22 protein-coding genes are annotated in these 18805 nt (G+C 58.0%); 7 read left to right on the forward strand and 15 right to left on the reverse strand.

The window, feature by feature from the left end; genetic code table 11:
- Positions 1 to 36 precede the first annotated feature (36 nt).
- Positions 37 to 1026, forward strand: a complete 990-nt coding sequence (locus ACXAET_RS09555) for a glutathione S-transferase family protein (RefSeq protein WP_475184049.1) — start codon at positions 37 to 39, stop codon at positions 1024 to 1026.
- Here ACXAET_RS09555 and ACXAET_RS09560 read toward each other — a convergent pair.
- Positions 1008 to 1370: a response regulator transcription factor gene (locus tag ACXAET_RS09560; RefSeq protein WP_475184050.1), complete on the reverse strand. Its 363-nt coding sequence runs from the start codon at positions 1368 to 1370 to the stop codon at positions 1008 to 1010. The two genes, ACXAET_RS09555 and ACXAET_RS09560, sit on opposite strands and share 19 nt — an antisense overlap.
- A gap of 183 nt (positions 1371 to 1553) precedes the next feature.
- Between ACXAET_RS09560 and cobD the strand changes: the two genes are divergently transcribed.
- Together cobD and cbiB are read left to right on the forward strand one after the other, a co-directional pair.
- A complete protein-coding gene (gene cobD / locus ACXAET_RS09565; protein ID WP_475184052.1) occupies positions 1554 to 2519 on the forward strand; it encodes a threonine-phosphate decarboxylase CobD in 966 nt (321 codons plus the stop codon).
- On the forward strand, positions 2516 to 3436 hold the full coding sequence (cbiB, locus tag ACXAET_RS09570; protein ID WP_475184053.1) for an adenosylcobinamide-phosphate synthase CbiB: 921 nt from the start codon (positions 2516 to 2518) through the stop codon (positions 3434 to 3436). The genes cobD and cbiB overlap by 4 nt, the downstream gene beginning before the upstream one ends.
- Positions 3437 to 3639: 203 nt before the next feature.
- On the opposite strand, the gene ACXAET_RS09575 is transcribed toward cbiB, so the two are convergent.
- The 4 genes from ACXAET_RS09575 to ACXAET_RS09590 form a co-directional block, all read right to left on the reverse strand.
- Entirely contained in the window at positions 3640 to 3990 is a 351-nt protein-coding gene (locus tag ACXAET_RS09575; RefSeq protein WP_475184055.1) for a hypothetical protein, read from the reverse strand.
- Positions 3991 to 4044: 54 nt separating this feature from the next.
- Positions 4045 to 7500, reverse strand: coding sequence for a chromosome segregation SMC family protein (locus tag ACXAET_RS09580; RefSeq protein ID WP_475184057.1), 3456 nt, complete (start codon positions 7498 to 7500; stop codon positions 4045 to 4047).
- Positions 7501 to 7640: 140 nt separating this feature from the next.
- Positions 7641 to 8051: a hypothetical protein gene (locus ACXAET_RS09585; RefSeq protein WP_475184059.1), complete on the reverse strand. Its 411-nt coding sequence runs from the start codon at positions 8049 to 8051 to the stop codon at positions 7641 to 7643.
- A 24-nt stretch (positions 8052 to 8075) separates the two neighbouring features.
- Positions 8076 to 9296 carry an aminotransferase-like domain-containing protein gene (locus tag ACXAET_RS09590; RefSeq protein WP_475184060.1) on the reverse strand — a complete coding sequence of 407 codons (1221 nt, stop codon included), beginning with the start codon at positions 9294 to 9296 and terminating at the stop codon, positions 8076 to 8078.
- Positions 9297 to 9443: 147 nt separating this feature from the next.
- Here ACXAET_RS09590 and ACXAET_RS09595 point away from each other — a divergent pair, with 147 nt between their 5' ends.
- Positions 9444 to 10214: an FCD domain-containing protein gene (locus tag ACXAET_RS09595; protein WP_475184062.1), complete on the forward strand. Its 771-nt coding sequence runs from the start codon at positions 9444 to 9446 to the stop codon at positions 10212 to 10214.
- Between the two features lie 11 nt (positions 10215 to 10225).
- Here the strand turns inward: ACXAET_RS09595 and ACXAET_RS09600 are convergent, their stop codons facing one another.
- The 6 genes from ACXAET_RS09600 to ACXAET_RS09625 form a co-directional block, all read right to left on the reverse strand.
- Positions 10226 to 11086: a glycosyltransferase family 2 protein gene (locus tag ACXAET_RS09600; RefSeq protein ID WP_475184064.1), complete on the reverse strand. Its 861-nt coding sequence runs from the start codon at positions 11084 to 11086 to the stop codon at positions 10226 to 10228.
- Positions 11087 to 11257: 171 nt separating this feature from the next.
- Positions 11258 to 11818, reverse strand: a complete 561-nt coding sequence (locus ACXAET_RS09605; protein ID WP_475184065.1) for a F0F1 ATP synthase subunit B — start codon at positions 11816 to 11818, stop codon at positions 11258 to 11260.
- 5 nt (positions 11819 to 11823) lie between these two features.
- Positions 11824 to 12375 (reverse strand): F0F1 ATP synthase subunit B', encoded by a 552-nt coding sequence (locus ACXAET_RS09610; protein ID WP_475184067.1) that lies wholly within the window; start codon positions 12373 to 12375, stop codon positions 11824 to 11826.
- An 86-nt stretch (positions 12376 to 12461) separates the two neighbouring features.
- On the reverse strand, positions 12462 to 12686 hold the full coding sequence (locus tag ACXAET_RS09615; RefSeq protein WP_005981269.1) for a F0F1 ATP synthase subunit C: 225 nt from the start codon (positions 12684 to 12686) through the stop codon (positions 12462 to 12464).
- Positions 12687 to 12755: 69 nt separating this feature from the next.
- Positions 12756 to 13514 carry a F0F1 ATP synthase subunit A gene (locus ACXAET_RS09620; RefSeq protein ID WP_475184069.1) on the reverse strand — a complete coding sequence of 253 codons (759 nt, stop codon included), beginning with the start codon at positions 13512 to 13514 and terminating at the stop codon, positions 12756 to 12758.
- A gap of 2 nt (positions 13515 to 13516) precedes the next feature.
- The gene (locus tag ACXAET_RS09625) at positions 13517 to 13849 is read right to left on the reverse strand and encodes an AtpZ/AtpI family protein (RefSeq protein ID WP_475184070.1); all 333 of its coding nucleotides are present in this window, start codon (positions 13847 to 13849) and stop codon (positions 13517 to 13519) included.
- A gap of 231 nt (positions 13850 to 14080) precedes the next feature.
- Here ACXAET_RS09625 and ACXAET_RS09630 point away from each other — a divergent pair, with 231 nt between their 5' ends.
- Complete coding sequence (locus ACXAET_RS09630) at positions 14081 to 14416, forward strand: ArsR/SmtB family transcription factor (protein WP_068339528.1); 336 nt, start codon at positions 14081 to 14083, stop codon at positions 14414 to 14416.
- 6 nt (positions 14417 to 14422) lie between these two features.
- Here the strand turns inward: ACXAET_RS09630 and ACXAET_RS09635 are convergent, their stop codons facing one another.
- The 3 genes from ACXAET_RS09635 to ACXAET_RS09645 form a co-directional block, all read right to left on the reverse strand.
- Positions 14423 to 14836 (reverse strand): universal stress protein, encoded by a 414-nt coding sequence (locus ACXAET_RS09635; protein ID WP_475184072.1) that lies wholly within the window; start codon positions 14834 to 14836, stop codon positions 14423 to 14425.
- Positions 14837 to 14908: 72 nt separating this feature from the next.
- Complete coding sequence (locus ACXAET_RS09640) at positions 14909 to 15823, reverse strand: DMT family transporter (protein WP_475184074.1); 915 nt, start codon at positions 15821 to 15823, stop codon at positions 14909 to 14911.
- Entirely contained in the window at positions 15820 to 16698 is an 879-nt protein-coding gene (locus ACXAET_RS09645) for a LysR family transcriptional regulator (protein WP_224891776.1), read from the reverse strand. The genes ACXAET_RS09640 and ACXAET_RS09645 overlap by 4 nt, the downstream gene beginning before the upstream one ends.
- A 119-nt stretch (positions 16699 to 16817) precedes the next feature.
- On the opposite strand from ACXAET_RS09645, the gene ACXAET_RS09650 reads away from it, so the two are divergent.
- Together ACXAET_RS09650 and ACXAET_RS09655 are read left to right on the forward strand one after the other, a co-directional pair.
- Positions 16818 to 17399: an FMN-dependent NADH-azoreductase gene (locus tag ACXAET_RS09650; RefSeq protein ID WP_475184076.1), complete on the forward strand. Its 582-nt coding sequence runs from the start codon at positions 16818 to 16820 to the stop codon at positions 17397 to 17399.
- A gap of 73 nt (positions 17400 to 17472) precedes the next feature.
- A complete protein-coding gene (locus ACXAET_RS09655) occupies positions 17473 to 18213 on the forward strand; it encodes an aspartate/glutamate racemase family protein (RefSeq protein ID WP_475184078.1) in 741 nt (246 codons plus the stop codon).
- Here ACXAET_RS09655 and ACXAET_RS09660 read toward each other — a convergent pair whose 3' ends face one another.
- Positions 18214 to 18744: a prolyl-tRNA synthetase associated domain-containing protein gene (locus tag ACXAET_RS09660; RefSeq protein WP_475184080.1), complete on the reverse strand. Its 531-nt coding sequence runs from the start codon at positions 18742 to 18744 to the stop codon at positions 18214 to 18216.
- Between the last annotated feature and the right edge of the window lie 61 nt (positions 18745 to 18805).

An 18805-nucleotide genomic window follows, 5' to 3' on the forward strand; every position in this document is an offset into this window, starting at 1 on the left:
CTATGTTTGAAGAAATCGCAATGCGGAGGACACCCAATGGGCCTGTTGGTCGACGGCAAATGGCATGACACCTGGTACGACACCAAATCCACTGGTGGCGCCTTTAAACGCAGCACTGCCCAGTTTCGCAACTGGTTGACCGCCGATGGCAGTGCCGGTCCGTCTGGCAAAGCGGGTTTCAAGGCTGAATCGAGCCGCTATCACCTCTATGTCAGCCTCGCTTGCCCGTGGGCACATCGAACATTGATATTCCGCAAGCTGAAGGGGCTGAGCGATCTGATTTCAGTCTCAGTTGTACATCCCGACATGCTGGACAAGGGCTGGACCTTCAAGACGGATGAGCACGGTGCGACCGGCGACACGCTGTTCGGCCTCGACTATGCCCACCAGATCTATACCAAAGCTGATCCAAGCTATTCGGGCCGCGTCACCGTTCCGATCCTATGGGATAAAGAGCAGGAAACGATCGTTTCGAACGAAAGTTCCGAAATCATCCGGATGTTCAACTCGGCCTTTGACGGCATTACCGGAAACACCGACGATTATTGGCCCGAAGCGATGCGGGACAAAATCGAAGAGGTCAACGCGCGGATTTACTCCAATGTCAACAACGGCGTCTACAAATCCGGATTTGCCACGTCGCAACAGGCCTACGACGCCGCCGTACACCCCCTGTTCGAGACCCTCGACTGGCTGGAGGATCGACTGGTCCACAACCGGTACTTGATGGGTGATCGCGTAACCGAAGCCGACTGGCGGTTGTTCACCACACTGATCCGGTTCGACCCCGTTTACCACCTGCATTTCAAATGCAACAAACGGAGATTGATCGACTACCCGAACCTATGGGCCTATACGCGCGAGCTTTATCAGTGGCCCGGCGTCGCCGAGACGGTGAATATCAACCACATCGTGCGCCACTACCACTATAGCCATGACACGATCAATCCCAACCGGATCATTCCAGTAAACCCTGTGCTGGACTACATGGAGCCGCACGGGCGCAATCAACGACCCGCCGCATAGTGCTGAACCATCGCCGCCAGATCTTCTGGCGGCGTTGCGCTTTGAACATAGGCGCAGGCGTTTGGACTGTGGGCGAAGATAGACCCGTCCGAGAAAAAGGTTGTGTTGGTGACAAAGATCACCCGCGCCTCGGGTCTTCGATAGCTGGCGAAATCCGCCACTGCCAGTGCGCTGCCTTTTTCCAGAACCAAGTCCAGCACGATAATCTCAAAGTCTTGCCCGTACAGCGCAAGAATGGCAGCCTCTTGTCCCGTCACCAGCGTCACTTGGGCGCCGTACCGTTCCAGATGCCGCTTCCAAACCCGACCGAGGTCGGGATTACTTTCAACTATCAATACATTCATCGTAATAACCTGGGCACTTGTTAGAGAAGGAAATGAGCTTTCCCTTTTTCCGTGATCACGTCATTTCCTTAACAAAGCGTTAACGCGGCCGAATGGCATTATCTCGATCACGCGGATTTGCTTGTGTAGACGGCGAAAATCCGCTTGAAAAGAGCCTAAACAGGCAATTCCGATGAGGGTCCGATGGCGGGTCAAAACAACAACTTGAGCCCCCGCGCCGCGCGCGACCACGGCGGTGGTCTGGACGGTGCGGTGGCAAGTTTTGGCGGCGCGCGCTCAGACTGGGTGGACCTGTCCACGGGGATCAATCCCCAACCTTACGAAGTAGCAGGTTTGACGTCCTCGGACTGGTCTGAGTTGCCCGATCATGGTGCGTTCGAAAGACTAAGCAAAGCCGCCCGCCAGTTTTGGGCGGTGCCCGAGGGGGCGGCCATTTTGCCTGCGCCCGGTGCCTCGGCTGTTATCGCCCGAATTCCAGCGCTGGCCGCGCCGGGCCGCGTTCAAATCCCCACACCCACCTATAACGAGCACGCCGCTGCCTTCGCCGCGCAGGGCTGGAGCGTTCAGGCAGACAGCCCGGCAGAGGCGCGTGTGATCGTACACCCGAACAACCCCGACGGGCGGCTTTGGAAGGAAGCGGATGCAAACGCCCCTCTGACCGTGATTGACGAAAGCTTTTGCGATGTCACTCCCGAAGCCTCGCTGATACATCTCGCCGCTCGACCCGGTGTGATCGTCCTGAAGAGCTTTGGTAAGTTCTGGGGTCTCGCGGGGTTGCGGCTGGGCTTTGCCATCGGCCAGCCCGAGCTCATCGCCAGACTGAACGACCTGATCGGACCATGGGCGGTCTCAGGTCCGGCGCTCAAGATCGGTGAACGGGCGCTGTGCGACACCAACTGGGCCAATGCAACCCGCCAACGGTTGAGCGCTGACACAAAGCGCTTGGATCAGCTTTTGACGACAAGGGGGGCAAATCTTGTTGGGGGAACCACTCTGTTCCGGCTCTATGACGTGGATAATGCCTCTGACTGGCTGGCCCGGCTGGCCCGCGCCCACATCTGGAGCCGTGTTTTTCCCTACTCCAAAACATTTCTGCGACTGGGACTGCCGCCCGCGACGGGCTGGAACAGATTGGAGGCCGCATTGTGAGCCCCCCATTTCTGCTGGTCTGCGCCATGTGTCTGGACGCAGCCCTGGGAGAGCCGGATTGGCTTTGGTCCCGTGTTCGCCATCCCGCTGTGATGATTGGGAACGTTGTGGGATGGTTGGACAAGCTCCTAAACCACGGGGTCCGTCGGCGCCTGAAAGGGACGGTCGCGCTCGTGCTGCTGGTGATTGGTGCATTTGTTTTGGGCTGGGGCCTGGCTCTGCTTGGGCCATGGGTAGAAATCTTCGTCTGCGCCATCTTGCTTGCGCAAAAATCGTTGGTTTCGCATGTGCGCGATGTGGGCCACGGACTGCTCCGATCCCTGTCGGAAGGTCGCGCCAGTGTCGCGATGATCGTATCCAGAGACACAGGCGATATGACAAGGGCACAGGTCGCGCGGTCCGCCATCGAGAGTGCTGCCGAAAACCTGAGCGATGGCGTCATCGCGCCGGCCTTCTGGTTTTTGGTCGCCGGGTTGCCGGGACTTTTGATTTACAAAACCGTCAACACGGCGGACAGCATGATTGGATACCGCAACGAAAAATACCGTGAGTTCGGCTGGGCTGCGGCCCGATTGGACGATGTGCTGAACCTGATCCCGGCACGCCTGACCTGCATTATGATCTTGGGTCTGTCCGGCCAATGGGCAAGCTGGTCCAACATAGTGGCAGATGCGCGCCGCCATATCTCTCCTAACGCCGGCTGGCCAGAGGCAGCGATGGCGCGCGCCCTGAATGTGGCCCTTGCAGGCCCGCGAAGCTATGATGGTCAGGTCCGCGATCTGGCCTGGGTTAATGGCGCGGCCCGCCGGGAAATCGGCGCGGAAGAGGTTTTCAGCGCATGTGACATGCTGTGGACCGTCTGGGGACTTGCGGTTGGGATTTTGGTGGTGTGGAGCGGGATAGGCCTTTTGTTCTGACCAAAGCCCCTTACGAGGCGCGCTGCGTCACGCAGCTCGAATGCAACACAGGGCTGTTGCGGTTCAGGCGAAATAACTATCGATAAACCGAAGACAATCGCAAGGGATTAGGTGATAGTCATAAACGTGAAAATGACTTCAGTATCCAGCACCGAAAATTCAGCTAGCAATCCTGAAAGACGTATCCCGCCGCCGGAAAAGCCCTAATCAGGCCTGACGGGATAGCGATCCCCCTTTTGATCGATCAAAATAAGACGCTCACCACTATGAACGTACAGGTCACAGCGGCTGAACCCGTTTCGATAGGCTATACAGACGCTGCCATCCTCGGCGATGGAATACGTCCCAAACGCGGACTCCCCGCTTGCATAGGTATAGGAATAAGCCCCGCCGACCGAAAATTTGGACTGCCCATCATCATAGAAAGTCAGTGTCTGGCCGGCCAAAGCGTCCAACTCTTGGGGCGAAAGGCGGGTATCACCGGGTTTCATAGGCCAGTCGGCAGCCGCGACAGGGGTGGCCGTCAGAAACGCAAGAATAACAAATCTGATCATGGTGGCAGCTTACTCTAGTTGGTGCAGAAACAGGTGTCACGTTCCGGTGATGGATCAGGCGACCATCTGCTCGGCCTTTTTAAGATCGACCGATACCAACTGACTGACGCCCTGCTCTTGCATTGTCACGCCAAACAGCCGATCCATGCGCGCCATCGTCACCGCGTGGTGCGTGATGATCAGGAACCGCGTGTCGGTCTGGCGGCACATTTCATCCAGCAAATCACAGAAACGGGTGACGTTGGCGTCATCCAGCGGTGCGTCAACTTCATCCAGCACACAGATAGGTGCGGGATTGGCAAGGAAAACGCCAAAGATCAGCGCCGTTGCCGTCAGGGTCTGCTCGCCACCCGACAGCAGGCTTAGGGTGGACAGTTTTTTACCCGGCGGCTGACACATGATTTCAAGCCCGGCATCCAGCGGGTCATCGCTTTCGACCATGACCAGATTTGCTTCACCGCCGCCAAACAGATGCTTGAACAGCATCGCGAAGTTCGAGTTCACCTGTTCAAACGCGGTCAGCAGACGCTCGCGCCCTTCGCGGTTCAGGCTGGCTATTCCGCTGCGCAGCGCTTTGATCGCCTCTTCCAGATCAGCTTTTTCCGAGTTGAGCGTGTCAAACTCTTCCTGAACTTCTTTGGCATCCTCTTCGGCCCGCAGATTGACCGCCCCCATCGCATCGCGCTGACGTTTGTGGCGGTTTACCTCGGCCTCCAAAGCATCCGCTGCGGGCATTTGATCAGGGTTTACATCCAATCGATTCAAAAGCTGATTGGGCGTCAGTTGCTGATCCTCGGCAATCCGCTCAGCTGCAGCTGTCACGCTTTCCTTCGCGGCATCACAACGCGCTTCGGCCGCTGCACGGGCTTCGCGGGCTTCCGAGGCTCGCCGTTCGGCGTCGCGTTCGGCCATCACAACCTCGCGTTGCCGCGATTCAGCTTCGGCCAACTTGTCGGCTGCCTCGGCGCGGCGGGCCTCGGCGGTTTCGATTAGCTCATTCAGTTCTTCGCGCGCCTCGGCGATCTCGCCGGGGGTGGCCATGGCTTCGGACAGATCCTCTTCCGAGCTTTCCTTGCGCTCGACCAGTTCTGCGATCCGCTTTTCGGCTGTTTCCAAACGGTGCTTCCAGCCGCTGAGGTCTTTGGTCACCTCCTGCGCGCGTCGCGTCCGGGCCTCGCCTTCGCGGCGCAGTTCGTCATGGGTCGAGCGATGGGTCAGCATGGTGATCCGCGCGGCCTCGACCGTTTGCTTAATGTCTTCAACCTGCGCACGGGCTGTGTCGAGATCACCCAACCCAGCCAATGCGCCTTCGGCCTCGCGCAATTGCCCACGGGCTGACATCGCGTCCTGTTTATGGCGATCCACGGCGAGTGTCAGGGTTTCCAGCATGCCCTCTGCCAAATTGCGATCAGCCTCAGCCCGGCTCAACTGGCGCGCGGTTTCGGCCATGCGCTGATCCGCGGCCCGGCGTGCCTCACGCGCGCGGCGGTCGGCCTCTGTCACATCGGCCAGTTGCTGCGACAGCGTCTCATGCGCGGCACGGGCACCTTCGGCCCGCGCGTCGGCCTGAGAAAGCTCCTGTTTCAAAGCTTCCAGCTTGTTCAACTGCTCCAGACGCAAGGCTGCGGCACTCGGCGCGTCTTCGGCCCAGGCGCGGTATCCATCCCAGCGCCACAGGTCGCCCGCGCGTGACACCAGACGCTGCCCCGGCTTCAACAGGGATTGCAGGCGGGCGCCCTGATCCGGGTCAACCAGACCGATTTGCGCGATCCGGCGGCTCAGACGGTCAGGGCCGGACACGTGCAAAGCCAGAGGTTCAACCCCATCCGGCATCGGCTGATCAGAGTCGTAGCTTGCCACCTGAACCCAGCCTGACGGACCATCCCCTTCGACCAGAGGCGCGCGTAAATCATCAGCCAGTGCTGCACCCAGCGCCTTTTCATAACCCGGCTCAACGCGCAGCAGATCCAGAACTTGACCTCCTTCGGCAGTATCGCGTTCGACCAGCTTGGCCAGAGCAGAGGTTTCCGCACGGATCGCCCCAAGCTCACCTTCGGCCTCGGACCTTTGCGCGCGTGCCTCGGCCTCGCGCGCTTGGGTTTCGTTGCGCAATTCGTCTGCGGCGGCCAGGGCTTCCTCGGCAGCTTCAGCGGCTTCGCGGGCTTCTTCTTCACCCTCTTGCGCGGCCTCAAAAGCGTCGCTGGCGTTATTCAACGCCTCGCGCGCCTGATCCACTGCGCCGCGCGCTTTTTCCTCTTCGGCCTCTGACCGGGCCAGTGTTTTGCGACTGTCCTCGACCAAACGCTGCGCGGATTGGTGCCGGGCGACGAGGCGTGCCATGTCCTCGGTTTCCTGCGAAAGAAGATCTTCGCGGTCCTTCAGGACCGAGGCAGCCTCGCGCGCGATCTCGGCGGCTTCGGCCACCTTGTCACCATGCCCTTCGGCGGCCTTGGCAAGCTCGCGCGCTTCCCATTCCAGACGTTCGATCATCTGACCTGCATCGCGATTCAATCCGGTTTCACGCTCGATATCGTTGCTTAACTGCTGAATGCGGTTGGTCAGTGTTTCTATCGTCTGGCGGGCTCGGGTTTCCTGATCCGAAAGCTGATCGCGCTGCACCTGCTGGCGTTGCAGCACGGCGGCGGCAATGGCTTCTTCCTCCCGCAGGGGCGGCAAAGCCTCTTCTATCTCGGCGCGCCTGGCGGCAGCGGCGCGGGCTTCGGCCTCGGCGCGGGACGCCTCGGTCGTTCTGTCGCGCAGCTTTTCTTCGGCCTGCTGACGGGCGATGTCAGCTTCTTTCCAACGGCGATAAAGCAGCATGCCCTCGGCTTGGCGCAACTGCTCTCCAATCTCGCGATAGCGCGCGGCTTGACGGGCCTGACGGGCAAGCTGCGCCAGTTGCGTGCCCAACTGTTCAAGCACATCATCGACACGTGTCAAATTGGATTCGGTGCCCTTGAGTTTCAGCTCAGCCTCATGCCGGCGCTGATAGAGACCCGAGATTCCAGCCGCCTCTTCCAAAATACGGCGGCGGGCGCGAGGCTTGGCGTTAATCAACTCGGCAATGCGGTTCTGCCCCACAAGCGCGGGCGAATGCGCCCCGGTTGAGGCATCCGCAAACAGCATCTGCACATCACGGGCGCGCACGTCCTTGCCGTTGGTCTTGTAGGCACTGCCCACGTCGCGCGTAATGCGCCTTACGATTTCCAACTGATCGGTGTCATTAAACCCGGACGGCGCCAGACGCTCGGAATTGTCCATGGTCAGGACAACCTCGGCAAAATTGCGGGCCGGGCGCGTGGCGGCCCCCGCAAAGATCACATCCTCCATCGCGCCGCCGCGCATCGATTTGGGGCGATTTTCCCCCATCACCCAGCGCAAGGCTTCCAAAAGATTGGACTTCCCGCAGCCATTCGGACCCACCACACCGGTCAACCCATCCGCGATGATCAGATCGGTTGGATCAACAAAGCTTTTAAAGCCGGTGAGTTTGAGCTTGCTGAAGCGCAAAGGTGACGGGTCCCGTGATTCCTACGTATCGCAAGTCTGCGCAACGGAGTGGGCCTGAGTCAACGGAGTTACGCAGGATATGGGACATCAGGCCAATTTATCCACAATATCTTGCCCGAATACGCGGAATTTTGCGTAGCTCAGTAAGGTGTACATTCAAACACCTGATAGCCGTAGCCATGCCCCAGGTTGTCATAAACGCCATAGTCGACACATTCGTAGTTCGGGGTTGAAATCGCGGTCAGTAACAGACGTTCGCCAGCCTCACGATCGCACCCCAACACACCGACCGTCACCGCAGCATCCCCAAGCACGTCCAGAATGGGACAGCCAGAAACCTGCGCCATCGCCAATCCGGCCCTGTCCCGGATCGGACCTAGGCGCGGTGCATATTGGGTGTTGATCCGCACGGCCTCAGCCAGATGTCCGCGCACGCGCACATCAAAAACGCTGCCATTTATTGCGATACGAGTCGCAGGTACGTCGCGAAAGAAAGGGGTGCCAGCCGAACACCCGGCCAGCACCAACAGGAGGAACAGAAAGCGGATCATGCCAACAGCTTAGCCGCAAATTGGTTAACAGATCCTTTCCGTTACTCGGGCCCGCAAGACATCCCCCAACCGGCGGATGCCCTCACGGATCGTATCCTCATCCGAGTTCGAAAAGCTCAGGCGGATCGTATCGGACCCGGAGGCGTCCGGAAAAAATGCCTGGCCGGGAACAAAGGCCACTTTGACCGTCTCAAGCGCCTTTTCCAACAGATTGGCTCCGTTCACGCCTTTGGGAAGGGTCACCCAGATGAACATACCGCCCTCGGGTCGGGTCCACTCCACTCCGTCCGGCATGTGCCGCTGCAGCGCGCCCAGCATTGTGTCACGACGTGCGCCATAGACGCGGCGCAGCTTGGGGATATGCGTGTCAAAGCAAGCACGCGCCACGTCGTTGATTGCCATCTGGTTGATCGTGGCCGAGTGCAGATCTGCGGCTTGTTTCATCAAAACCAATTGTGAGATGACGGGCTTCGCAGCCACAACCCAGCCCACGCGCAATCCGGGCGATAGGGTTTTCGAGAAACTGCCGCAGTACACAGTCCGGCAGTCATCTATCGAACCTTTGCGTGCCAATTCCAGCGCCAGCACCGGCGGGTTCGGCTCGCCATCATAACGCAGTGCCTGATAGGCTCCGTCTTCGATCACCGCACAGTTTAAATCGTCCGCCAAATCCAACAGGTCTTCGCGACCACGTATGTCTACGGTCTCTCCGGTTGGGTTGGCGAAATCAGGTGACAGATATGCGAATTTTACCGTGCCTTCACCCGCTGCCGCAGCATATTCAGACGCTCCCCGATTACCACTTATGTGGAGCCGGTCAAAACGCGGTTCATAAGCGTTAAATGCGGCCAGCGCGCCCAGATAGGTGGGCCACCCAACCAGCGCGGTATCACCCGGAGACAAGTACAATTTACCAAGGTAATCCAGCGCCTGTTGCGATCCCGAGGTGATCAGGACGTTGTCGATGCCACACTCAACGCCGATCTGCCGCATGTGGTCGACCAACCATTCGCGAAGCGGAAGATACCCCTCGCTAACAGAATATTGCAGCGCCATGCTACGGTCGTCGGACCCAAGCGCGCGCTGGAAGGCTGCGGCAAACTCCTCTGCCGGAAACAAGGTCGGGTCCGGAATACCGCCCGCAAAGGAAATGATGCCAGGCTGGTCCAGCAGTTTGAGCAGCTCGCGTATCTCGGACGCCTTCATTCGCGATGTCCGGGTTGCGAACAGGTCTTTTGTCGACATGGGTCTCCTCCGCCTTCACATCGTCAGCTTAGCCGGCAGTGTACAAATGTCAATAATACTGACCTTCTTGCTAAAAGCGGTATCCGCTTCCTTGAGCTAACCACCGATACGTGGTCATATGATTTGACCAAATCGAGAAAATCACACATGCCCTTTCAGAAAGTCCGGACCGAAAAGCTGTCTATCGCGGTCGTGAAGCAGATCGAACTGCTGATCTTGCGTGGCATCCTGCGACCGGGTGAGCGCTTACCGGCCGAACGCGAATTGGCCGAACGGCTGGGCGTCTCGCGCCCGTCACTGCGAGAGGCGATCTCGGACCTTCAGGGCCAAGGGTTACTGACCGCCAAGGCAGGGTCCGGCATCTATGTAGCCGAGGTTTTGGGATCAGCCTTTTCCCCGGCATTGGTCCGCCTGTTCGGTAGCCATGAGGAGGCGGTGTTCGACTATCTTTCATTCCGGCGGGACATGGAAGGGCTGGCTGCAGCGCGCGCCGCGCGGCTGGGTTCGGACAGCGATCTGAAGGTCGTACAGGCGATTTTCGACAAAATGCAAGCCGCGCATGAGGGCAACGAAACCAAAGATGAAGCTCGACTGGATGCTCAGTTCCACATGGCCATTATTGAGGCCAGTCACAACGTCGTAATGCTGCACATGATGCGTTCGATGTTCGATCTGCTGCAACAAGGCGTGTTCTACAATCGTCAAATGATGTTTCAGCAACACACGACGCGCAGCGCAATTCTGGATCAGCATCGCGACATTAACTCGGCCCTTCAAGCCCGAGACCCGGAAGGTGTACGCAGCGCAATCCACCGACATTTGGACTATGTTCAGCGCTGCATGGAAGATCACCAAAAGGCCGAGCGCAACGAAGCCGTCGCACGGCAGCGTCTGCACCATGAGGTTGGGAACAGCTAGTTCCGATTCCTTCAGATGTGGTGCATTTGCCGTAAAAGCGCATGTCTCCAGAGTTTGGATTGCTTGAACGGCTTTGGATCGAAACTCTTTAAGCCCGGAAAGGCGGCTTCGGCCTCTCTCCGCCGGCGCAGCTTGAGGGGCGCATCCAAGACCGCCCTGGTCAAGTTATGCGTTTCCGTTGCGATACGTCTTTCGCGGTCGATGACCGACAGCATCTCAGCGTGGTACTTTTCAATTTCCTGCGACCTTTGCCCATTGCGTACCCGAAATGCGCCGATTTGTTTGTGAACTGGCATCAGTTGAGCGTATCGTGAGAAGCGCAGCCAAAGCTCACCATCTATGGCAAGAGTCAAGGATTCGTCCAGGTAACCACCCGCGCGGGTCCAAAGACTGCGCCTCCAAAAGGTCGATTCCTGCTGTATCCATTGATAGTCCGCCGCCAAGAACCGGTTATGTGTCAGGGGTCGAGGGCGTTCGACACATTGGACTTGGTCTTCTTCGTCGATAATCGTCACGCGGCCGGTCAACCATTCCGTCTCGCGGTTGAGCGCGAACAAAGACCCGACAAGCGACAAGCTGCCCGGGAGCAATATGTCGTCCGAATTGATCCACCCCATGATCTCGCCGGTCGCACGGGCAAAACCTTTGTTTATAGCATTGGCCTGACCGGTATCCGGCCCCGAGATGATGTTCGCGAAGTGTGGCCGGTATTTTTCGATGATTTCGAGTGATCCATCCGTGCTGCCGCCATCGGACAGGATCAGTTCGAGATTGGGATAGGTTTGGTCAAGGACTGACCGTATTGTGCGCTCTATGAACTTGGCGCAATTCAGATTGGGGATCACGAGACTTATCAGCGGCAACTCAGGCATACTTCGCTCTTTGTCATAGGTATGAGCTGAAGTGGTATCTTAAATTAAGTCCACAATCAAAACGATAGTAAAAAGGCGAGAATGCACGCACCCTCGCCTAATTCGAAACCTTTCGAGCCATGCAAAGCGTCATTGAAACACCAAGGCAGGTGCCGCTTTGCACTTTATATTTTAATGCAGCTTTTCGCCTACGTCTTCGATGGACGCATCGATCAGCTTATTTGCCTGCGCGGCTGTCATTTGCTTTGCCAACACCGCGTTTGCTGCCGAAACAGCCACGGTTACAGCCTGATCGCGCACTTCCTTCACGGCCGAGGCTTCGGCTGACGCGATCTGATCCCGTGCTGCGGCCAAACGCCGTGCGATGGACCGTTCCAGATCCGCCTTGGCCTGTTCCGCCGCCAGAACAGCATCTTCCTTAGCAGCTGCCACAATGGCATCTGCCTGGGATTGAACTTCGCGCTGCTTGCGCTCGTACGACGCCAACAGGCTGCGGGCCTCTTCATGCAGGGCGCGGGCCTCGTCCAGTTCGGATTTGATACCTTCGGCGCGTTTGTCCAGCGCACCGCTGATCATACCCGGAACCTTGAAGTAGAACAGGACCGCTATGAAGACGATGAAACCCAGAAAGACGACAAAGTCTGTATTGGCCAGCGAGAAGAACGGGCCTTTGGCTGCCAAGGCTGGGCTGGCTGCGCCAAAGGTCAGGATAAGGGCAAGAGTGTTCCGCATGTCACTTATCCTTTCATCTGCGCGTCAACGGCACCGTCAATGGCTTTGGCATCCGCCTCGCCCCCGAGTGCAGTAACCAGTTCAGCCGCCGTATCTTTGGCAACCACTTGAATGCTTTCCAGCGCACCAGCACGGATTTCGGCAATGGCCTTCTCCGACTCAGCCGCCTTTGCAGCAATTTCCGCGTCAGCCTTTGCAATCGCGTCATCCAGATCAGACTGAATTTCAGCGCGGGCTTCGGCTGCAATGCGTTGCGCTTCGGCACGGGCATCAGCCAGCGCCTTGTTATAGGCCTCTTCGGCCTCGACCGCTTTGGCCTTCAGATCTTCGGCCGCAGCCAGGTCATTTGTAATGGTCCCCTGACGTTCAGCCAGGATTGCCGCGATGCGGGGCAAGGCCACGCGGGACAGGACCAGAAAGATGACGACCAGCGTGATGACCAGCCAGAAAATCTGGTTGGGGAACCAATCGAAGCAGAGCTGTGGCATCCCGATGGCAGAGCCATAAGAGTCGACACACGAGCCGGCTACTTCTTCTGTAATGGGTTCAGTCGCCATGATATCCTCCGTCGGAAACTTGTCTTTACAACAGGTGGGCCGCTATGGCTTGGACCCACCTGCGCGTAAGGATCAGGTTCCGCAGATTAGACGGCGAACATCAGCAGCAGCGAGACCAGGAATGCGAAGATCCCCAGAGCTTCTGCAAACGCGATACCGATGAACAGAGTTGCGGTCTGCGACGCAGCCGCAGAAGGGTTGCGCAGGGCGCCGGCCAGGAAGTTGCCTGCAACGTTGCCCACCCCGATTGCGGCTGCGCCGGAACCGATTGCTGCCAGGCCTGCGCCGATATGTGCGAGATCGCCTTCCATGATGTTTCTCCTTACGAATTGGAAGTTTCGATGTTGGGTTATCGTTCCTGTGCTCAGGGTCGCCCCTGATCAGTGATGCGGATGCAAAGCGTCCTTCAGGTAAACACAGGTCAGAATGGTGAAAACGTAGGCCTGGATGAAAGACACGAGGACCTCAAGGCCATACATTGCGGTGATCGCCAGAACAGACACGGGCGAGATCACGGCAACCGCGGCAAAGCCTGCGAACACCTTGATAACCGCGTGTCCCGCCATGACGTTACCAGCAAGACGAATGGAGTGGCTGACAGGACGTACAAAGTACGAAATCAGCTCGATGATCGCCAGGATCGGGCGCAGCGCCAGCGGCGCGCTCGACACCCAGAACAGGCTCAGGAACCCGGCACCGTTTTTGACAAAGCCCAGAACAGTCACGGTCAGGAACACGGCCAGTGCAAGCGGGATGGTCACAGCGAAATGCGACGTGGTGGTGAACGACATGGGGATCATGCCCAGGAAGTTCGCGCAGACGATGAACATGAACAGGGTCATGACATACGGGAAATACTTGACGCCCTCTTTGCCGCAGATGTCTTCCAACATTTTATAGATAAAGCCATAGGCAAGTTCAGCCACCGACTGCATCCGGGTCGGAACAATCGCGCGCTTTGAGGTCGGCCAGACCAACAACAGCACAATGGCCACAATCGCCAGGAATAGCCACAGGGTGACATTGGTGATCGTGAACATGCCCACCGCACCGTCACCGAACAACGGCTTAACGATGAACTGATCCATCGGGTGGAAAACCAGGCTACTGCCCTCTGCTGCGGTGGTCTCGGTTGCCACGTTCAGTCCCTCTCGTCCTTTTCGGCAGCCGTCGCCGCCGCTTGTTTCTCTTGAACCTCTTTGGCGCTGCGGAGCATAACCTTCACTCCGGCGACAAGGCCCAGCAATGTAAATAGCACCAGAAAGATCGGGATCGTCCCGAGCAGGCTGTCCAGCCCGTATCCGATGCCAAATCCGATCCCCAGACCGGATACCATTTCGATGACCATCCGCCAGGCAAGCTCGCCCCCGGACACGTCAGCATCTGCGCGGGTCTCGGGCTTTTTGGCCTTTTTCGCCGCGTCGATCTTGGCCTCAAGCTGCGTCAGGCGCTGCTTTTGGTCATCCTCAGTCACGGGCGTTTCCCTCGCACAGTCTTGCGCTAGGTGCTAAGGGGCAAGACGCACAGAGTCAACGGCCTTGAATGTTGGAAATGCCGCGGGTTAAGACTTTGATTTTAATACATTTTATTCCATAACTGCCCAATCATGAACCAGGTCAACCGCAGGGGTATTGCCTGAAAGACAGGATTTAGCATATTCAACCAAATGGTTGACCAAACTGGGACGCTGTGGTTCAGCGTTTGCATGTCCAATGATCTCGACACCGTGTTCGCAGCCCTCGCCGACCCCACGCGCCGCGCCATCCTCGCGATGCTGCTTGAGGATGACATGGCCGTTACAGACGTGGCCGAGCCGTTCGAGATGTCGCTGGCGGCGATCTCGAAGCATCTGGTGATCCTGACCAAGGCAGGGCTGATCTCTCAGGAAAAACGAGGTCGTGTGAAATGGTGCAAGCTGGAACCTGATGCCCTGCGCGCGGCCTCGGTCTGGATGCAGGGCTTCGGCCAGTTCGAACCGGTCAATCTGGACGCGTTCGAACGGTTTCTTGAAATCGAACTGCCCGCCTCAGACGACCCTTAGCCCAAATCAACGCACAACGAAAACCGAAACGCTGGCATGATTGGCCAGATACCCTGCGTGGCTGGAAAAGATATAGTCGGTGATCCGCGGGGCGTGTGTTCCGACGACAATAAGATCAGCACCGATTTCCTCGGCGGTGCGCTTTAGGTCACCGTCCACCTCAACCGCAACATCGACCGAATGGATATTGCGAAAATTAACTTCGGCTCCACTGCTTTCAGCAAGCTGATCGGCAAACGCGTTCAACGCTTCGCTTATCGCCGTGTCCGTCAGGGCTGGATCACCGGGCTGTGTGCCGGTCACGGTGACAAGAGTAATCTTGGCGCCCTGCCATTTGGCAACTTCGGCCGCGACATCGGCTGCCTTGCGAACTTCGGGCGGCAGATGCAGGTCAACAGGGAACATGATATGGGCGTACATGGCGAAATCCTCCTTGATCCAGACCTAAGGCACTTTGCCAAAGGCGACCTTGATCTGCCTCAACGGACGAGTTTAGTCCCGCACCGGATCTGCTGTGGCTCTTGTTGGATCATGCGACTTTAACAGCAGAGCAAGAGCAATAACGGTCAAAAGCGCCCCAATGAAAACAGTCAAGCTTGGCCACTGCTGACCCAGTCCGACCTGCCAGAGGATCACCCAACTGGGCGTCAGGTAGGTATAAGCCATCACCTTTGCCGAAGGCAGGCGCAATGCCGCGAACTGAACCAAGACAAAGCTGACTGCCGTGGCAAAGATCGAGACGTAAAAAAGACCGACCCAGACGATCAGCGGCAGGTTTGTCCAATCGGTCGCCCGTATATCGGACCAGCCATAAAGGGTAAGCAACACGCACCCCGCGACCAGCGTTCCAAACGTAAATATGACAGCCGGTTCACCCCTGTTCAGTTTGCGCACCATCGGCGTATAGATCGCATGGGCCACGCAGCCCCAGAAATAGATGATCTCTCCGCCGCCGATCTCGAACGCTACAAACGCCTGCCAATCTGCACGGAAAATGACCCAAAGCGCACCAATCGCGCCAACGGTCAATGCCAAAGCCATCCTTGGTGTCGTGATTTGCCGCAGCAGCACCCAACCCGCCACGGCGGACAGCACCGGGGTCAGAGTAAACACAGCCGCCGCACTGACGGGTGGCGCGGTTTTCAATCCGTGGAACATCAGCACGAAGTAACTGGCAAACAGCCCACCAAGCACCACGTATCGCCACGGTGCCTTTGCCGCACTGCGGGGCAGACCAGTGGTCATCCCGGCAGCCACCCCAATCACAACCGAGGCGATCAGGAACCGCGCTGCCGTGATCGCTTCGGGCGCGATCTGGTTGGCGATCAATGATCCCAGAGAAAAGCTGCCGGCAACCAGTGCCGAAAAGACCAGCATCGCCAAATGGCCCTGAGCTTGAGGTGTCAAACCACCCACTCTTTCACGCGGGTTTTCAAGAACGTCAGGAACGCCTGCACCTTTGTGGTCCGATGCAGGTCGACATGCGTCACCAGCCACAGCTTACCTGACCATTCAGGCAAACTGTCTATTACCTCTTGCAAGTCGGGACTGCGGGCTGCCTCCCATCGTTCCATGAACCCGATACCTGCCCCCGCCAACACCGCCTGCCGCATCGTAAAATTGTTCGAGCATCGGAAGGTAATCGCGCTCTCTGGCACATTTTCACGCAGCCAGCGAGAAAACGGAGCCCGACTGTTTTCATCGTCATTTCCGACGAAGTGATGGTTGGCGAAGTCTTCGATGCTCGAAGGAACGCCGTGCCGCTTGATATAGTCTTTGCTGGCGTATAGCCCCATCTGTTGGGTCCAGAACGGTTGAACAACGTTGTCCGGCTGATCCGGTGCAGCCCCGGCGCGGATCGCCACATGAGCCTCACCGTATTCCAGGCGGAACAGCCGATCACCTGTCAGATAGCGCACGATGACACTTGGGTGCAGCTTCTGAAACTCGCTTAGCACCGGTACGACCAAAGGCGCCAGCGAAGAAAGCGAAGTCACGACCAGCTCACCGGCAACATCATCTCCCCGCCCTTTCATCCGTCCAACAAGTTGGTTGAACTGATCTTCGGTTGCTTGCGCCACGCGCAGCAGATCCTCACCAGCTTCGGTGGGTGTGTAACCACGGGCATGACGCTGGAACAGCTTGACGCCCAACCGCGCCTCGATCGAGTCGATATGGCGGATAACGGTAGCGTGGTGAACACCCAGCACCTCGGCCGCGCCGCTAACGGTTCCCATGCGGGCCACTTGGTACGCGGTTCTCACTTCATCCCAATTGTCCACGCCATCACCAACACTGTGCAATTTCCAACAATACCTGTTGATATATCCGACTTTTGTTCAATCGCGCAATATTCATATACGACCATAGAGCAAGTTTTGTTAACCCAAGGATCGAAGAGATGACCAAAACAATCCTGCATATCGACGCCTCCGCCCGCCGCGAAGGTTCCACCAGCCGTGACCTGACTGACCGTATCGTCAAGCATCTGAGCGCCGGTCGCATCATCCGCCGCGATCTGGCAAAGTCGCTGCCCCTTCTGACCGAGGACTGGATCAACGCCAATTTCACGCCGGCGGATCAACGCAGCGATGCGCAACGCGACCAGCTGGCATTGTCCGATAGCCTGGTGAATGAGCTTCAAGACGCCGACACGATCGTCATTGGCTTGCCCATCTACAACTTCTCGGTTCCTGCGGCTTTCAAAGCCTGGATTGATCTGGTCGCTCGCGTAGGTCTGACATTCTCGTACAGTGAAAATGGCCCCAAAGGCCTGTTGGAGGGCAAGCGCGTGGTTCTCGCCATCGCATCGGGCGGCACGGCAGTCGGGTCCGAGATCGACTTTGCCACCGGCTATGTCCGTCACATGCTGGGGTTCATCGGTATCACCGATATTGAAATTGTTGCCGCAGACTCGATGGCGATAGACGCCGAAGCCGCGCTGAGCAACGCTCATAAGGCCGTGACCCAACTGGCTGCCTAAACGAAATCTGGCCTTTGCGCCGGGAAACGTCCAGTCTGCGTCTGAAACAGAATTCGCAGGCTGGGCGTTTATCATGAAGAAAATTGGCATTCTGGGCGGCGTGGGCTGGGCCTCAACCGTGGATTACTATCGGGCAATCGCCCAGGGCGCAGGCCAGTACTTTGCTGAACGCGGGCATGGGTCTCCGCTGCCTGTCCCGCCGATGACCATCGAATCCGTAACACAAGCCAAAACCCGTGCGTTGCGCGGCGTGGCCGGGGATGAGGACAGCTGGGCCGGGTTTGACGCCGTCTTTCGCGACGCATTGCTGACACTGGAACGTGCCGGATGTGATTTCGGAATAATCGCCTCGAATACCCCGCATGCCAGGCTGCATGCGATCAGGCAGGGTGTTTCGATGCCGATCCTCAGCATCTTCGACGCCACGGCCCGAGTTACTGCCACAACGGGCGCGTCCAAAGCGCTGGTCTTGGGGACAACCATCACGATGCAGGCGACCGACTACGCCGACCAACTGGCCCGAGAGTGCATCACAGCCAATGATCGCTTACCCGCGGCTGAGATCGCCGAAATGCAGGCCATGATCGACAGTGATTTCTATGGCGGTGCCTCAGAGGCTGCGCGCGACAGGCTGCTGGCCTATTGCAACAGACATGCAGAGCCGGGAACCGCCATTCTGCTAGCCTGCACAGAATTGCCGCTGGCGTTTCCGGATCATCTGGACGACCCGGTTTTCGAGGCTGACGGGCATCTTTTCGTCAATCCATCGGCGGCTCATGTCGCAGCCGCCCTGAAAGAATCACTTCAGGGTTGATCAATGCAGCCAGCGAACGTCGCAGCCGATCTTGTCAAAAAATGCCAGTAGGTCTGTGCGCGCCAACGCCACCGTGCGGTCATTGACCAGGGGGTGCATGTAAATGACATCCGCCTGCTGCGCTGCCGCGTCCATGAAGAAGCTGACGTCGTTTTGCACCCCGTTGATCATGGCAAGCGGGCTGACCGCGCCGGGACGAATACCAAGGTTCTGCATCAACCGATCCGCCGAACCAAACGATAGATTGCCCACCCCGAGTTCAGCACCCAGCGTCTTGAGATCAATCTCGCGGCTCTGCTCCAATGTCACGAGGTAGTTCCGCTTTTTCTTGTCTCGCAAGTACAGGTTCTTAAGGCGCAGGGCATTTTCGCCCGGCACCATAAACTGATCTTCGACCGCCTTCGACTCTTCAACTGTGCGCAGTGGAACATGGGTGTGCAGGCGGTAGGCCAGCCCCCAGCTATCCAACTGCGCCAGCAGCGCATCCGAACTGAGCGGCAATGTATCCTGAAAAGTCGATGATGCGTCCATGGGAACCTCCTGCGCGTTGCGGTCGCCATGACGAATACGCGGCCGCGATGCAAGCAGGCTG

The organism is Ruegeria sp. AWH4_226 (assembly GCF_056159225.1).

Excerpts from the sequence above, each read along its gene's own strand:
- ACXAET_RS09585 (WP_475184059.1), bottom strand. The coding sequence starts at position 8,051 with ATGATCCGCTTTCTGTTCCTCCTGTTGGTGCTGGCCGGGTGTTCGGCT.
- ACXAET_RS09615 (WP_005981269.1), bottom strand. The coding sequence starts at position 12,686 with ATGGAAGGCGATCTCGCACATATCGGCGCAGGCCTGGCAGCAATCGGT.
- ACXAET_RS09560 (WP_475184050.1), bottom strand. The coding sequence starts at position 1,370 with ATGAATGTATTGATAGTTGAAAGTAATCCCGACCTCGGTCGGGTTTGG.
- cobD (WP_475184052.1), top strand. The coding sequence starts at position 1,554 with ATGGCGGGTCAAAACAACAACTTGAGCCCCCGCGCCGCGCGCGACCAC.
- ACXAET_RS09605 (WP_475184065.1), bottom strand. The coding sequence starts at position 11,818 with ATGCGGAACACTCTTGCCCTTATCCTGACCTTTGGCGCAGCCAGCCCA.
- ACXAET_RS09590 (WP_475184060.1), bottom strand. The coding sequence starts at position 9,296 with ATGTCGACAAAAGACCTGTTCGCAACCCGGACATCGCGAATGAAGGCG.
- ACXAET_RS09575 (WP_475184055.1), bottom strand. The coding sequence starts at position 3,990 with ATGATCAGATTTGTTATTCTTGCGTTTCTGACGGCCACCCCTGTCGCG.
- ACXAET_RS09555 (WP_475184049.1), top strand. The coding sequence starts at position 37 with ATGGGCCTGTTGGTCGACGGCAAATGGCATGACACCTGGTACGACACC.
- ACXAET_RS09660 (WP_475184080.1), bottom strand. The coding sequence starts at position 18,744 with ATGGACGCATCATCGACTTTTCAGGATACATTGCCGCTCAGTTCGGAT.
- ACXAET_RS09610 (WP_475184067.1), bottom strand. The coding sequence starts at position 12,375 with ATGGCGACTGAACCCATTACAGAAGAAGTAGCCGGCTCGTGTGTCGAC.
- ACXAET_RS09650 (WP_475184076.1), top strand. The coding sequence starts at position 16,818 with ATGACCAAAACAATCCTGCATATCGACGCCTCCGCCCGCCGCGAAGGT.
- ACXAET_RS09635 (WP_475184072.1), bottom strand. The coding sequence starts at position 14,836 with ATGTACGCCCATATCATGTTCCCTGTTGACCTGCATCTGCCGCCCGAA.
- ACXAET_RS09595 (WP_475184062.1), top strand. The coding sequence starts at position 9,444 with ATGCCCTTTCAGAAAGTCCGGACCGAAAAGCTGTCTATCGCGGTCGTG.
- ACXAET_RS09630 (WP_068339528.1), top strand. The coding sequence starts at position 14,081 with ATGTCCAATGATCTCGACACCGTGTTCGCAGCCCTCGCCGACCCCACG.
- ACXAET_RS09655 (WP_475184078.1), top strand. The coding sequence starts at position 17,473 with ATGAAGAAAATTGGCATTCTGGGCGGCGTGGGCTGGGCCTCAACCGTG.
- ACXAET_RS09600 (WP_475184064.1), bottom strand. The coding sequence starts at position 11,086 with ATGCCTGAGTTGCCGCTGATAAGTCTCGTGATCCCCAATCTGAATTGC.